The organism is Mycolicibacterium cosmeticum (genome assembly GCF_000613185.1).
GTDB classification, from domain to species: domain Bacteria; phylum Actinomycetota; class Actinomycetes; order Mycobacteriales; family Mycobacteriaceae; genus Mycobacterium; species Mycobacterium cosmeticum.
Window position 1 is genome coordinate 1,223,310 of sequence record NZ_CCBB010000003.1, and the last position, 13,754, is coordinate 1,237,063.

The following is a 13,754-nucleotide window of genomic DNA, read 5'->3' on the forward strand; positions in this document are numbered from 1 at the left end:
CCGCAACGCCGATCGTGGTCGGGGACTCTTCGATGGTCGCCGTGTTGATCACCTCGTACGAGGCGTGGCGCATGGTGGGGAGCAGGAACTGGCTTGTGGTTGCTGCGAAGAGCGATATCGCAATCACCGCAATCGTGGACCGGACGGCGATGCGCCGGATCGGTCTGCGGGCATGGTTCATCGCGGCGACTCCCGTTCTGATTCTGAGTGGTTCGAGCACCTGGCTGAAGACTGCTCCAGAATTTACGGCCCTGCTAGCAAATCAGCAAAATTTATGAAAACCCGCTTTGAGCTGGGAATTGCTACCCAAGAGTAAGCACTTCTAGCAAATGGTCTAACTGGCGCACCAATTAACGAAACGTGAGCCATAAGCCGTGTTATGGCAAGCGGTGAGGCGACACGCCGAAGCGTTCCCGGCGGCAGCCGGGCATGCTCGGACATTCGCCGTAATGGTCACGCGCACAATCGGTTTCGCGCTCGAATCGAGTCCGGGTCGGGCCCAAGGGGTATGGAACGCTTCCGTACCTTGCATATTGGCAAATTTTGGTGCAGCGTCCGCCGTTTGGCGGACAGGCGCGATATTTACATTCTGGACAATTTTTGCCGGGCGCGCCCACGGGCCGCTATCCGGGGTGACTCTGCCCATCACCCCGGCAATCCGCAGGTCAAGTGGCGTTCCCGGGGGCGAACTCTCAGAGCTGCCTTAACAAACCCTTACTTTTCTTAATCTTTGCGGTACTGTCCGAGGAGTGACTGGCCCGATCGAAATGGTGGTGAGCCGCATGGATGAGGCGGGGGAACATGCCGTGGTCATGGGGGCGGGTCCGGCCGGCCTGCTCGCCGCCCGGGTGCTGTCCGAGTTCTACAGGAGCGTGACGCTCGTCGAACGGGATCGGCTGGGCGAACAACCAGCTCAGCGCAGGGGTGTCCCGCAGGGGCGGCATCTGCACAGCCTGCTCAGTCGCGGCTCGGCCGCATTGGAGGAATTGTTCCCGGGACTGCTGGCCGAGCTTGCCGACGCCGGGGCCATCGTCCTCGACGAAGGGGACCTCTCGCGGGTGGACTTCAGATTTGGCTCCTACGGGTTCAACCGCCGGGCGAAGTTCGCCGAGCCCGCGGCGTTGGTGCAATATCTGGCCAGCCGGCCGCTCGTCGAATTCCACCTCCGCCGCCGGGTGCGCGCCCTGAGCAACGTGCGGTTGTTGGACGGCCATGAGGTGATCGAGCCGATCGCCGCGAACAAGGGTCGTGTCGTCGGCGTCGGGGTGGCGAACCGGCGCAGCGGTGTGCGGACTTTGCTTGAGGCAGATCTGGTGGTGGACGCGATGGGGCGGGCGGCCCGCACGCCGGCGTTTCTGGAGGCGCTGGGGTATGCGCGCCCGGAGCAGCACCGGTCGGCCACTCGCGCCACCTACTTCAGCCAATTGATCTGTATGCCGGCCGACGCGATCCGCGAGCGGCTGGTGCTGGTCCGCGCGGCGGAGGCCGCCGGCGGTCTGGTGGCGTACGAGAACGGCACGTGGATGCTGACCGTCACCCGCACCGACGGCCCCGTCGACCCTCCGGCCGACCTGGCGCAGCTGCGGGCCCTGGCCGCCCCGCTGCTGACGCCGTCGGTGTCCGCCGCGCTGCGCGCCGCCGAGCCGCGCGGCGAGGTTGCGGTGTTCCGGAACGCCGTTGGGACGTGGCGACGCTACGACGAGCTGGAGACCTTCCCCGAAGGTCTCCTCGTCGTCGGAGACGCGCTCTGTGCGCTCAACCCCATCTGGGGACAGGGGATGACACTGACGGCCATCCAGGCACTGCTGCTGCGGGATTGTCTGCGCCAGGGCGGTGCGCAGCTGGCGCCGCGCTTCTTCGCCGCCGCCGCCGCCACCATCGGACCGATCTGGGCCATGAACCAGGCGCGCGAGCTCCCGGCGCCGGAAGCCGGTTCGGTGTCCCGGCGCGTGGCCGGGTGGCTCACCGCGCAGGCCTTCCGGGCGGCTCGCCACGACATCGTGCTCACCGAGCGGTTCGTCCGCACCGCCAACCTCATCGACCCCCCGCGGCGCGCGCTGCGACCGGCGCTGCTGGCCCGGGTACTGACGCAGTGCCTCAAGCGCACCGCGATCGTCCGCGTCAGGCACACGCGCCGGCTGGTGCGCCGCGCCGCGTGACCGGCCGGGTTGACCACCCGGCTCCGGCGGCGCCGATTGTTACCCTTGCTCACGTGTCCGATGAGAACGAGCCCGAAGGCGAGAACGTATCCGAGGATGCCGCGCCGGAGGCCGAGGAGGCCAAGTCCGGTTCGAATTTCGGCCCAGGCGTGCTGGCCACGATCGCGATGCTCGTCGCCATCGCCACGCTCGGCGCGTCCGCGTGGATGTGGCGCAATCCCACGCAGGCCGACGCCCCGGCTCCGGCCGAGGCTGCGACTCCGACGTTCTCCGATACCGAGAAGAGCGACGCCAAGACCAAACTGTGTGCCGCGTTCGAACTCGTCCGGGCCGGTGTGGCCAACAGCAGCGCGTTGCAGGCGCCCGGTGGTGACGAGGACGTCTCCGGCGCACTGGCGGTGGCGGCCAACGCCCGACTGGCGCTGTACGGGGGCGGTCAGTATCTGCTGGCCCGCATCGAGCCCGCGGCGCCGCCGGAGATCGCCGACGCGGCCCGCAAGTTCGGTAACACCCTGATGGACATCGGCGCCGCCGCCATGGCACAGGTTCCCAAGAGCGACCCCGGTCAGGATGCCCGGCTCAAGGATGCCGACGCCCAGAACGCCGCGGTCGAGGAACTCTGCAAGTAGCGGCAACCACCCGGATGGGACCGCGGTAGCAGTTCACAGCCGGAACATCTCGCGGGCCATGGCCGCATCCTCGACGAAAGCCGGCCGACGTGGCGGGTGGCGCGCGTCGTTCGTCGGCCGGTGGGTGTGGCGCGCCGCCGCCCGCACGGCGGTGAGAACGGCGATCAACCGGTCGCGCGGAGAGCCCCTTCGCGCATACGGGATGAGCGTGATCGCGTTGTCAGCCATGATCTTCGGCGCCTGTCGGGTGCATAGCTCGACGCTAGGAAGCCCGGGGTCGCGGCACATCGTGCCGAAGGCGGGTTTCCGCGCCGGGGCGAGCGCAGCGACGGGGGGAAAGGGCCGGGGCGAGCGCAGCGACGGGGGGAAAGGGCACTGCGCCCGTGGTAGGAGATCGGCGACCCGAGGGCGGAAGTGCCCGTGAGAAAAAATCTCACGGTTGTGTGGACAAGTCACAATATGTGTCATAGATTCACACGCGATGAACGATTCAGCCGCCGATTGGCCAACGCTGGCCACCGTAAATGTGAATTTTACACATCGGTGTGCGGGGTGACGGTGGACGCGAAAACCCGTCGTGACCGCATCGAGCAGCGACTCAGAAGCGATTTCGAGGTCGGCTACGCCGAACTGGCGGCCGAATTCGACGTGTCCGAGATGACCATCCGGCGCGACGTGGAGGCCCTGGAAGCGCTCGGCGTGTTGCGCCGGGTGGTGGGCGGCGCCATCGCCGTCAAAGGCAAGGACGCCGAGCCGTCGTTCGCGACGCGGGTGGCCGACGCGGCGGAGGAGAAGCGGCATATCGCCGACGCCGTCGCCGATCTGGTGAGCCATGGCGAGACGCTGATCCTGGACTCCGGCAGCACCGCGCTGGCGGTGGCCCGGTCGCTGCGTGGCCGCCGGCTCGGCCTGACCATCGTCACACCGAGCATCCTGGTGGCCCTGGAACTCGTCGACGAGCCCGACACCACCGTCGTGCTGACCGGAGGGGAAGTGCGCCCCGGTGAACTGAGTCTGATCGGGCCCACCGCCGAGGACACGCTGGCCAACTACAACTGCGACACCTTCGTCATGGGTGTCGCCGGGATCGACGTCGACCGCGGGATCTCGGATTACCACCACGGCGAGAGCCGGGTGAAGCGCTCGGCCAGTCGCCGCGCCGACCGGGTCATCGTGGCCGCCGATAAGAGCAAGCTGGGCCGGGTCACCTTCGTCAGCATCGCCGCACTGGCCGATATCGGCGTCATCGTCACCGACGGTGAGCCCGACCATCCCGCCCTCGTCGCCGCAAGGGGAGCTGGCGTCGAGGTCATCTGTGTGACAGGCGGTACGGCATGAGCGACTACACCATCGGCGTCGACATCGGCACCACCGGCACCAAGACGGTGCTGCTGCACACCGGCCGCGGCATCGTCGCCACCGCGTCCCGCGAAACGGCCCTGCATTCCACCGGGCCGGGCATCGCCGAGGCCGACACCGCGCAGTGGCAGCGCAACGTCGTCGAGTCCATCCGCGAAGTCCTCGCGTCCGCCGACATTCCGGCCGCCGCCGTCGGGGCGGTCGCGACATCGGGCATGGTGCCCGCCGTCGTCCCGGTGGACCGGGCCGGAAAACCGTTGCGCCGGGCCATCCTTCAGAACGACGCCAGGGCACACCGCGAGGTGGCCGCGCTGGCGGCGGAGTTGTCCGGGGTGGACCTGGTCACGCTGACCGGATCGGCGCTCACCCAGCAGTCGGTGGCCCCCACCACGGTGTGGCTGCGCGAGCACGAACCCGACGTGTACGCCCGCACCGCGCACTGGGTCGGGTCCTATGACTGGGTGCTCACCGCCCTCGGGGCGCCGTGCCACGTCGAGCAGAACTGGGCGCTGGAATCCGGGCTGTTCAGCATCGACGGACCGGTGGCCGGCGCCGTGCTGGCCGCCGCCGGCCTCGACCCGGGCACCCTCGCGCCCGTGCACCGCCCCGGGACCCGCGTCGGTGAACTCAGCCCGCAGGCCGCCGAACTCACCGGCCTGCGGGCGGGCACACCGTTGATCGTCGGCGGCGCCGATCACGTGCTCTCGGCATACGCGGCCGGCGTCAACCGGCCCGGCGACGCGTTGGTGAAACTCGGTGGGGCCGGGGACATCCTGGTCGCCAGCGACACCCAGGTGGTCGACGAACGCCTGTACCTGGACGCGCACCCGGTGCCAGGGCACTGGCTGCCCAACGGATGCATGGCCACCAGCGGCAGCCTGATCCGCTGGTTCCAGGCACTGGTCGGTGGCGCCGAAGTCACCACGCTCGACGACGAGGCCGCGCAGCGGGCACCGGCCGAAATCCTGTGCCTGCCCTACTTCCTCGGCGAGAAGAGCCCGTTGCACGACCCCGACCTGCGCGGCACGTTCGCCGGCCTGCACCTCGGACACACCAGGGCCGACATGTACCGGTCGGTGCTCGAGGCGATCGCCTTCGGCTTCCGCCACCACGTCGATGTCTTCACCGACATCGGGATCCCGCTGAGCCGGGTGATGATCACCAACGGCGGCTCGAAATCGACCCTGTGGAAGCAGATTCACGCCGATGTGCTGGGTTTGGAGATGCTGCCGGTGCACGGGCATCCGGGTGCCTCACTCGGCGCGGCGGTGATCGCGGCCATCGGGATCGGGGCACTCGACGATTGGTCCGACGCCGCCCGGTTCATCACCCTGGACGCCCCATACGTACCCGATCCGGCTCGTGCGGCGGCGTACGACACCGCCTACGCGACCTGGCGCGAACTCGGCGCCGCGATGGCACCGATATCGCACCGATTGGCCCGTACCCCCCGATGATCACGAAAGGAACCGTGCCGCAATGAAAATCACCACCACCCCGACACCAGGGCGGAGGCGGCCGTTCGTCCTGGCCGCCCTCGCCGCCCTGGTGTCCGTGGTCGCACTGCTGCTGAGCGCCTGTGCCGGCAGTGGCGGCCCCGAGCAAGCCCAGGCCACCGGCACCGGCGAGGTCCCCAAGAACACCTCGGGCACCGTACGCATCCTGATGGAGAACGTCCCCGACAGCGACATCGTGAAATCGATGGTGGCCGACTTCAACAAGGACTACCCGGACATCAAGATCGACATCGAGCAGCTGACGTATGACCAGATGCGCGACAAGCTGGTGTCCTCCTTCCAGTCCAGCACCCCGAACTATGACCTGATCGTGGTGGACAACCCGTGGATGGTTGACTTCGCCAAGGCGAAGTTCCTGCAGCCACTGGACGCCCGTATCGACAGCACCCCCGACTACGACGCGGCCGACTTCTTCAAGCCGCTCACCGACATCACCACCGTCGACGGCGTGCGCTACGCGGTGCCGTTCTACAACTACGCGCTCGGATACCTGTACAACACCGACGATTTGGCCCAGGCCAAGCAGCAGGTGCCGACCACGCTGGACCAGCTGGTGAGCACGTCGAAGGCGCTCAAGTCCGGTGACCGCGCCGGCATCGCGATGCAGCCGCAGCGCGGGTACAAGATCTTCGAGGAATGGGGCAACTGGCTGTTCGCCGCGGGCGGCTCCATCTACGGTCCCGACGGCAAGCCCACGCTCAACACGCCGGAGGCCAAGCGGGCGCTGGCGGCCTACATCGACACCTACAAGAACGCGGCACCGCCCAACAGCCTGAACTGGAGCATGGATGAGGCGCTGCGGTCGGTGTCGGCCGGGCAGTCGGCGTCGATGATCAACTACAACTGGAACCTGCCTGCGCTCAACGAGCCCGGTTCCGGTCCGTCGGCAGGCAAGTTCAAGCTGGCCCCGATCCCGGGTGGCAAGCAGGTGCTCGGTTCCTGGAGCTGGGCCATCCCGGCCAACTCGGGTGCTTCGGATGCCGCCTGGGCGTTCGCCTCCTGGATCACCGCCAAGCCGCACGATGTGACCCGCACCGAGAAGGGCGGCGCCGCCATCCGGCAAAGCACCCTGAAGGACCCGGCCGTCCTGAACGGCAAGTTCGGCGCGGACTACTACCAGACCGTGGAGAAGCTACTGGCCAACGCGGCACCGCTGAGCCAGGGTCCCAGCGGCGAAGAGATGATCCAGGCCGTCGGCACCGAACTCAACGAGGCGGTGGCGGGCACCAAGAGCGTCGACGACGCACTGGCCGCCGCGCAAGCCGCCGCCGAGAAGATCCAAGGCTGAGGCCCCGCCCCTCGGGAAAAACACAGCTGCCCTCCCCGAAACCGACCACCCCGCGAAAGGAGCGATGACCATGATGGGTTTCAAGCACGGCATGGTCGCCCCCCTGATTGCCCTTTTCGTCGGGGTGGTCGGTTTCCCCCTGGCCTACGCCTTCTACCTGAGCATCACCGATTACAAGCTCACCGATCACGGGACGCCGAAACTGGTGGGCGCCGACAACTACGCCGCCACGTTCGGTGACGCCGAATTCTGGCACGCCTTCGGCACCACCGCGCTGTACGTGCTGGTCGCCGTCGGGCTGGAACTGATCATCGGGCTGGCGATCGCGCTCGCCCTGCAAAAGCAGCGCTGGGCACGCGATCTCACCCGCTCCATGCTGCTCGCACCGATGTTCATCACCCCCATCGCGGTCGGCCTGATCTTCCGCTTCCTGCTCAACGACCAACTCGGCGCCATCCCGCACCTGCTGCGCGGCATCGGCATCGACTACGACTTCTTCGGGCCCGGCCGCGCCCTGTTCACCATGGCGTTCATCGACGTCTGGCAGTGGACGCCGTTCATGGTGCTGCTCCTGCTGGCCGGGCTGGAATCCATTCCGCGCCAGCCCCTGGAGGCGGCCCGGGTGGACGGCGCCGGCGGCTGGTACGTGCTGCGCCGGGTGACCCTGCCGCTGCTGGCGCCGGTCCTGGTGGTGGCCATCATGCTGCGGTCACTGGATGCCATGAAGGTGTTCGAATACGTCTTCGCCACCACCCGCGGGGGACCGGGCACCGAAACCGAGACGCTGCAGTACTTCATCTACCAGACCGGCATCCAGTTCTTCCGGCTCGGCTCGGCCTCGTCGATGGCGTTCGTGGTGCTGGCGCTGGTGCTCACGGTCATCGTGATCGCCTTCCGCCGGATGGAGAAGGCGCGAACGGAACAGGCGGGGCAGTCATGAAGAACTCTCGCGCGCTGACGATCTGCCGGGTGGCCCTGCTGTGGGCGGCCGCCATCACGGTGCTGTTCCCGGTGCTGTGGATCGCGCTGGCGAGTGTGAAAACACCGCAGCAGCTCAACGATCCGTTCCTGCTGAGCTTCACCCCGGTGCTGGACAGCTGGCGCACCGTGCTGTCCTCGGACATCCTCGGCGCCGCCGGCCGCAGCGCCATGGTCGCGCTCGTCACCGTGGGCATCAGCGTGGTGGTCGGCAGTATGGGCGCCTACGCCATCGCGCGGTTCCGCGCCGGCGGCACCGCCACCCGGTTCGGCATGCTGGCCGCCCAGGTGCTGCCGCCCGCGGTGCTGGTGTTCCCGTTCCTCACCATGGCGTATGCGTTGCGCCTCAACGACACCGTGGTGCCGGTCATCTTCGCGCACCTGAGTTTCGTGCTGCCCGTGGTGACCTGGTTCCTCATCGGCTTCTTCGAGGCGGTGCCGCGGTCCCTGGAGGAGCAGGCCCAGGTCGACGGATTCACCCGCTTCCAAGCCTTCCGGATGGTGGTACTGCCCCAGGTGTATCCCGGCATCGGCGCCGCCGCCATCTTCGGTTTCACCCTGTCGTGGAACGACCTGTTCTACGGCCTCATCCTGGCACCGGGCAAGGCCGCCATCCTGCCGGTGGCCATCGCCGGATTCAACACCTTCCGCGGGGTGCAGATCGGCTCGATGAGCGCGGCGATCCTCATCGCGGTGGTACCCGTCGTCATCGCCAGCTTCTTCATCCAGCGCCGGCTCGTGCAGGGCATCAGCGGCGGCGCGGTCAAGTTCTAGAGATTGGTGAGCACAGCGTCATGGCTACAATTCGATTCTCCGGAGTCAACAAGTCCTACGGGTCCACCACCATCGTCGAGGACCTGAATCTCGAACTGCCCGACGGTTCTTTCACCGTGCTGGTCGGACCCTCCGGCTGCGGCAAGTCCACCTCCCTGCGCATGCTCGCCGGGCTGGAATCCGTCACCTCGGGCACCATCACCATCGGCGATCGTGACGTCACGCAGTTGCAACCCCGCGACCGCGACGTGGCGATGGTGTTCCAGAACTACGCGCTGTACCCGCACCTGACCGTGCGGGAGAACATCGCCTTCCCGCTACGGGCGTCCAAGACACCGCGGGCCGAGGCGCTGCGCCGCGCCGACCAGGTGGCCGAGTCACTCGGGCTGGGAAAACTGGTGGGCCGCAAGCCCAAAGACCTCAGCGGCGGGCAACAGCAGCGGGTGGCCATCGGGCGGGCCATCGTGCGGGAGCCGTCGGTGTTCCTGTTCGACGAGCCGCTGTCCAACCTGGACGCCAAACTGCGCGTCGAGACCCGTACCGAACTGCTGCAGATCCAGCGCAGGCTCGGCATCACCTCGGTGTACGTCACGCACGACCAGGAGGAGGCGATGACGCTGTCCGACCGCATGGTGGTGCTGCGGGACGGCCGTATCGCGCAGCAGGGCACCCCGCTCGAGGTCTACAACACGCCGGCCGACACCTTCGTGGCGTCGTTCGTCGGCAGCCCCAAGATGAACCTGCTCGACGGCGAGCTGGCGGGCCGAACCTTCACCCTGGCCAACGGATTGACCCTCGACATCGACGGGATCACCGCGCGCGGCCCGATCACGCTCGGCGTGCGCCCCGACGACCTGGTCCCCACCGCGGCGCAGGACGGTGTTGCCACCGTGACGCTGATCGAACTGCTGGGGCCACGGGCCATCGTCACCATCTCGGCCCGCGGCGCCGAGCTGACCAGCGTGGTGGAGACCTCCCGGCTCACCGGCATCACCGAAGGCGCCGCGGTCGCGCTGTCGATCCGTCCCGGTGGCGCACACGCTTTCGACGCACAAACCCATCTGCGCCTCACCGGCGCAACTCGGTGACGAAGTAACGGAAGAGGAACAAGCACAGATATGACCAAGACAGTCGTGGTGACCGGCGCCGGATCGGGCATCGGTCGGGCCATCGCCACCACACTCGCCGCCCGGGACTGGCGCGTCGTCGTCACCGACATCAACGGTGACGCCGCGCGCGACGTCGCCGCCGGCCTGCCCAACCCCGATGTCGGGCACGAATCGGCGGTGCTCAACGTCAGCGCGCCCGAGGACGCCGCCACCGTGGCCTACGGCATCGCCGACCGGCTCGGCCTGGACGCGTGGGTGAGCAACGCCGGGATCTCGTTCATGCACAAGTTCCTCGACGCGCCGGTGGCCCGCTACGACCAGACCATGGACGTCAACCTCAAGGGCGTGTTCGTGTGCGGACAGGCCGCGGCCCGGGCCATGGTGCGCAGCGGCACCGCGGGCAGCATCGTCAACACCGCGTCGATGGCGGGCAAGCAGGGCCGGGTGCCGTTCCTGTCGGACTACGTGGCGTCCAAGTTCGGGGTCGTCGGTCTCACCCAGGCGATGGCCTACGAGCTCGGCGAGCACGGCATCACCGTCAACTGCGTGTGCCCCGGCTACGTCGAAACCCCCATGCAGACCAGGGAACTGGAGTGGGAGGCGCAGTTGCGCGGCAGCACCCCCGACGGGGTGCGCGCCATGATGATCGAGGACACGCCGTTGGGCCGCCTCGAGCAGCCCGACGATGTCGCGCGGGTGGTGGCGTTCCTGCTGTCCGAGGACGCGCGCTTCGTCACCGGCGAGGCGCTGGCCGTCAACGGCGGCGCCTACATGGACTGACGGTCCCCCAGAAGACTTGGCATTCAACGCAACAAGAAAGGCACTTCAGTGACCACCACCTGGCTCGACGAGGTTTTCGGGGTTCGCAAGCCCGTCATCGCCATGCTGCACCTCAGCGCGCTGCCCGGAGACCCCGGTTATGACACCGCGGGCGGTATCGCCGCCGTCGTGGACCGGGCCCGCGCCGAACTCGACGCCCTGCAGTCCGGAGGCGTGGACGGCGTCATGATCAGCAACGAGTTCAGCCTGCCGTACCTGACCAAGACCGAGCCGATCACCGCGATCACCATGGCCCGCATCATCGGCGAACTGCTGCCGGATCTGTTCGTACCCTACGGCGTCAACGTGCTGTGGGACGGCCGTGCCTCGATCGATCTGGCCGTGGCCACCGGCGCGAAATTCGTCAGGGAGATCTTCACCGGGGTGTACGCCAGCGATTTCGGGCTGTGGGACACCAACGTCGGCGAGGTGGCCCGGCACCGCAGCCGGGTGGGCGGGTCGGCGGTGAAGCTGCTGTTCAACATCGTGCCGGAGTCGGCCACCTACCTCGCCGCGCGGGATCTCGCGTCCATCACCCGCACCACCGTGTTCGCCACGCTGCCCGACGCGATCTGCGTCTCCGGCGCCACCGCGGGTGCGCCGACCGATACCGAGGCGCTGCGCGTGGTGAAGTCGGCGGCCGGCAACGTGCCGGTGTTCGTCAACACCGGGGTACGGGCCGAGAACGTCGCAACGCAGCTCGACATCGCCGACGGTGCCGTGGTGGGAACGTATTTCAAGCAGGACGGGGTGTTCGAGAACCGGGCCGACCAGAAGCGGGTCGAGGAATTGATGCTGGCCGCCAGGGCCTTCCGCGACCAGCTGGTGTGAGCCCGCACGGGGCGCCGGGAGCGTTTGAACCCGGCGCCACCGGGTAGATCGCCGACTTACCCGAGCCGGTCGGCATCACCGCCAGCACGTCACGACCCGACAGGGCCGCTTCCATCGCGTCCAGCTGCTCGGGCCTCACGTGTTGTAGACCGAAGAACCGTCGTGCCGCCGATCCGAGTTCGCGACGTGTGTCCATCGCGCACTATTACCCGCCGCCCGCCGCGATACACGACAGTCGCCATACGCGGACCGGCCTGCGCTCACGGCGAGTCGATCTCTGGTCACCTGCCGCGGCTGCGGTGACACTGGCAGCAAACAGGTGACCGGGACGGAGGTGTTGTCGGCAGATGACCGTACCGAGCGACAGGGCGTGGCGCACCGTGCGACCACTGGCCGAGGACTGGACCTGGCAAACGCTGGGCACGTGCCGGCAGCTGGCCCCCGAGGTGTTCTTCCCGGAGGATCGCGGCCGGTCCGGGCTGCGGGCCCGGGAGGAGCGGGCCAAGCAGATCTGCCGGGCCTGCCCGGTGCTCACCGCCTGCCGCGAACACGCGCTGGCCACCGGCGAGACCCACGGGGTGTGGGGCGCGATGTCGGCGCGTGACCGGGCGAAGCTGCTGACCTCGCACGGGCAGTGACGCCGGCACACCACGATTGACGCCGTCGTCAACGTGCGCGCCCGCGCGGCGTTCCTTTGCTGTACTTTCCACCCATGATGTTCGGCGGGCTGGTCACCATTGCCAGAATTGCATGCACATGGTGAGTTTGCTGGCCGCCGCGCTGCGTGACCGGTTGTCGGGCAGCGCGAATCACCTGGTGCTGCTGGAGGACGGTGTCTGGGTCCGGCATCCGTGGCCGGAGGTCTACGCCCGCGCCGAGAACGTCGCCGCGTGGGCGTCCGATACCGGATCAGCCGCCCTGGGATTGGTGGGTGAGCCGACCGCGGAATTCGTCGCGGCGATCATCGGCGCCCAGCTGGCCGGTGCGGCGGTCGCGATCCTGCCCGGACCGATCCGTGGCGCGGACCAGGCCGACTGGGCGCGGATCACGCTGGCCCGCTTCGCCGGCATCGCCGTCCAGCGGGTGCTGAGCCAGGGCGGCCATCTGCAGCGCCTGGCCGCGGAGTCACCGGCGGTCGTCGATCTCACCGGCATCGCCCACCCGCGGCGTTCGGCGACCTTCGCGCTGCCCGACGGACCCGCTCCGGTCGCGGTGCTGCAGGGCACCGCGGGGTCCACCGGAACCCCGCGCACCGTCGCGCTGTCACCCGAGGCCGTGCTGGCCAACCTGCGCGGCCTCAACGACCGTATCGGCGTCCAGACCACCGACACCGGTTGCTCCTGGCTGCCGCTGTATCACGACATGGGCCTGAGTTTCCTGCTTTCGGGCGCCCTCGGCGGCACCGACGTGTGGCAGGCACCGACGTCGGCGTTCCAGGCGTCCCCGTTCCGGTGGCTGCACTGGCTCAGTGAGAGCCGGGCCACCATCACCGCCGCGCCCAACATGGCGTACGGCATGATCGGCAAATATGCGCGCCGGGTGACCGACGTCGACCTGTCCGCGCTGCGGTTCGCGCTCAACGGCGGTGAACCCGTCGACTGCGCCCTCACCGGGCGGTTCGGCACCGAGATGGCGCGCTTCGGATTCGCCGCCGAGGCGTTGTCCCCGTCCTACGGAATGGCCGAATCCAATTGTGCGGTCACGGTTCCGGAACCGGGCCTGGGATTGCGGGCCGTCGAGACGGCCACCGGCACACACGCGGTGCTCGGGGCGCCGATCGCCGGTATGGAGGTGCGGATCGACCCGTTCGACGGGGCGCACGGTGACGCGGGGGAGATCGTCATCCGCGGCACGTCCATGATGACGGGCTACCTCGGCGACGAGCCGCTGGCCGGCGGATCCTGGTTCCACACCGGCGATCTCGGCTTCTTCACCGACGGCGGGCTGGTGGTCTGCGGCCGGGCGAAGGAGATCATCACCGTCGCCGGGCGCAATATCTTCCCGACCGAGGTCGAGCAGTTGGCCGCCCAGGTCCCCGGTGTGCGCGAGGGCGCGGTGGTGGCCGTCGGCGTCGGGGAGGGATCGGTGCGGCCCGCCCTGCTGATCACCGCCGAGTTCCGCGGGCCCGACGAGGCCGGGGCCCGGGCGCAACTGATCCAGCATGTCGCGTCGGGATGCGGGGTGGTGCCCGCCGACGTCATCTTCGTCAAACCCGGCACCCTGCCCAGGACGTCCTCGGGCAAGCTGCGCCGGCTGCAGGTCAAGCGCGATCTGGAGTACCGGTAGCTACA

The 13,754-nt window shown here is 68.4% G+C and carries 15 protein-coding genes; 13 read left to right on the forward strand and 2 right to left on the reverse strand.

Annotated elements, in window-relative coordinates:
* Positions 1-32 precede the first annotated feature (32 nt).
* From BN977_RS32960 to BN977_RS25075, 3 genes are all read left to right on the forward strand, one after another.
* Positions 33-278 carry a hypothetical protein gene (locus BN977_RS32960; protein WP_165576369.1) on the forward strand — a complete coding sequence of 82 codons (246 nt, stop codon included), beginning with the start codon at positions 33-35 and terminating at the stop codon, positions 276-278.
* Between the two features lie 471 nt (positions 279-749).
* Positions 750-2,159, forward strand: coding sequence for an FAD-dependent oxidoreductase (locus tag BN977_RS25070; protein ID WP_234709666.1), 1,410 nt, complete (start codon positions 750-752; stop codon positions 2,157-2,159).
* A gap of 53 nt (positions 2,160-2,212) precedes the next feature.
* Positions 2,213-2,788 (forward strand): hypothetical protein, encoded by a 576-nt coding sequence (locus BN977_RS25075; RefSeq protein WP_051561886.1) that lies wholly within the window; start codon positions 2,213-2,215, stop codon positions 2,786-2,788.
* 33 nt (positions 2,789-2,821) lie between these two features.
* Here BN977_RS25075 and BN977_RS25080 read toward each other — a convergent pair whose 3' ends face one another.
* Complete coding sequence (locus tag BN977_RS25080; RefSeq protein ID WP_131590208.1) at positions 2,822-3,016, reverse strand: hypothetical protein; 195 nt, start codon at positions 3,014-3,016, stop codon at positions 2,822-2,824.
* 324 nt (positions 3,017-3,340) lie between these two features.
* Between BN977_RS25080 and BN977_RS25085 the strand changes: the two genes are divergently transcribed.
* The 8 genes from BN977_RS25085 (at position 3,341) to BN977_RS25120 (ending at position 11,463) form a co-directional block, all read left to right on the forward strand.
* Positions 3,341-4,126 carry a DeoR/GlpR family DNA-binding transcription regulator gene (locus BN977_RS25085; RefSeq protein ID WP_036402315.1) on the forward strand — a complete coding sequence of 262 codons (786 nt, stop codon included), beginning with the start codon at positions 3,341-3,343 and terminating at the stop codon, positions 4,124-4,126.
* Positions 4,123-5,604, forward strand: coding sequence for an FGGY-family carbohydrate kinase (locus BN977_RS25090; protein ID WP_036402317.1), 1,482 nt, complete (start codon positions 4,123-4,125; stop codon positions 5,602-5,604). The genes BN977_RS25085 and BN977_RS25090 overlap by 4 nt, the downstream gene beginning before the upstream one ends.
* A 22-nt stretch (positions 5,605-5,626) precedes the next feature.
* Complete coding sequence (locus BN977_RS25095) at positions 5,627-6,952, forward strand: ABC transporter substrate-binding protein (RefSeq protein ID WP_036402319.1); 1,326 nt, start codon at positions 5,627-5,629, stop codon at positions 6,950-6,952.
* A gap of 73 nt (positions 6,953-7,025) precedes the next feature.
* Positions 7,026-7,892: a carbohydrate ABC transporter permease gene (locus BN977_RS25100; protein ID WP_036404370.1), complete on the forward strand. Its 867-nt coding sequence runs from the start codon at positions 7,026-7,028 to the stop codon at positions 7,890-7,892.
* Positions 7,889-8,704: a carbohydrate ABC transporter permease gene (locus BN977_RS25105; protein WP_036402320.1), complete on the forward strand. Its 816-nt coding sequence runs from the start codon at positions 7,889-7,891 to the stop codon at positions 8,702-8,704. The genes BN977_RS25100 and BN977_RS25105 overlap by 4 nt, the downstream gene beginning before the upstream one ends.
* Positions 8,705-8,724: 20 nt before the next feature.
* Positions 8,725-9,792, forward strand: a complete 1,068-nt coding sequence (locus BN977_RS25110; RefSeq protein WP_036402322.1) for an ABC transporter ATP-binding protein — start codon at positions 8,725-8,727, stop codon at positions 9,790-9,792.
* Between the two features lie 30 nt (positions 9,793-9,822).
* The gene (locus tag BN977_RS25115; protein ID WP_036402324.1) at positions 9,823-10,593 is read left to right on the forward strand and encodes an SDR family NAD(P)-dependent oxidoreductase; all 771 of its coding nucleotides are present in this window, start codon (positions 9,823-9,825) and stop codon (positions 10,591-10,593) included.
* A gap of 48 nt (positions 10,594-10,641) precedes the next feature.
* Positions 10,642-11,463 (forward strand): BtpA/SgcQ family protein, encoded by an 822-nt coding sequence (locus tag BN977_RS25120; protein WP_024454828.1) that lies wholly within the window; start codon positions 10,642-10,644, stop codon positions 11,461-11,463.
* On the opposite strand, the gene BN977_RS33690 is transcribed toward BN977_RS25120, so the two are convergent.
* On the reverse strand, positions 11,369-11,659 hold the full coding sequence (locus BN977_RS33690) for a DEAD/DEAH box helicase (protein WP_407661210.1): 291 nt from the start codon (positions 11,657-11,659) through the stop codon (positions 11,369-11,371). The genes BN977_RS25120 and BN977_RS33690 overlap by 95 nt on opposite strands.
* A 151-nt stretch (positions 11,660-11,810) precedes the next feature.
* On the opposite strand from BN977_RS33690, the gene BN977_RS25125 reads away from it, so the two are divergent.
* Positions 11,811-12,101, forward strand: coding sequence for a WhiB family transcriptional regulator (locus tag BN977_RS25125; RefSeq protein WP_024454825.1), 291 nt, complete (start codon positions 11,811-11,813; stop codon positions 12,099-12,101).
* Positions 12,102-12,222: 121 nt separating this feature from the next.
* Positions 12,223-13,749 (forward strand): long-chain-fatty acid--ACP ligase MbtM, encoded by a 1,527-nt coding sequence (gene mbtM / locus BN977_RS25130; protein ID WP_036404373.1) that lies wholly within the window; start codon positions 12,223-12,225, stop codon positions 13,747-13,749.
* Positions 13,750-13,754 lie beyond the last annotated feature (5 nt).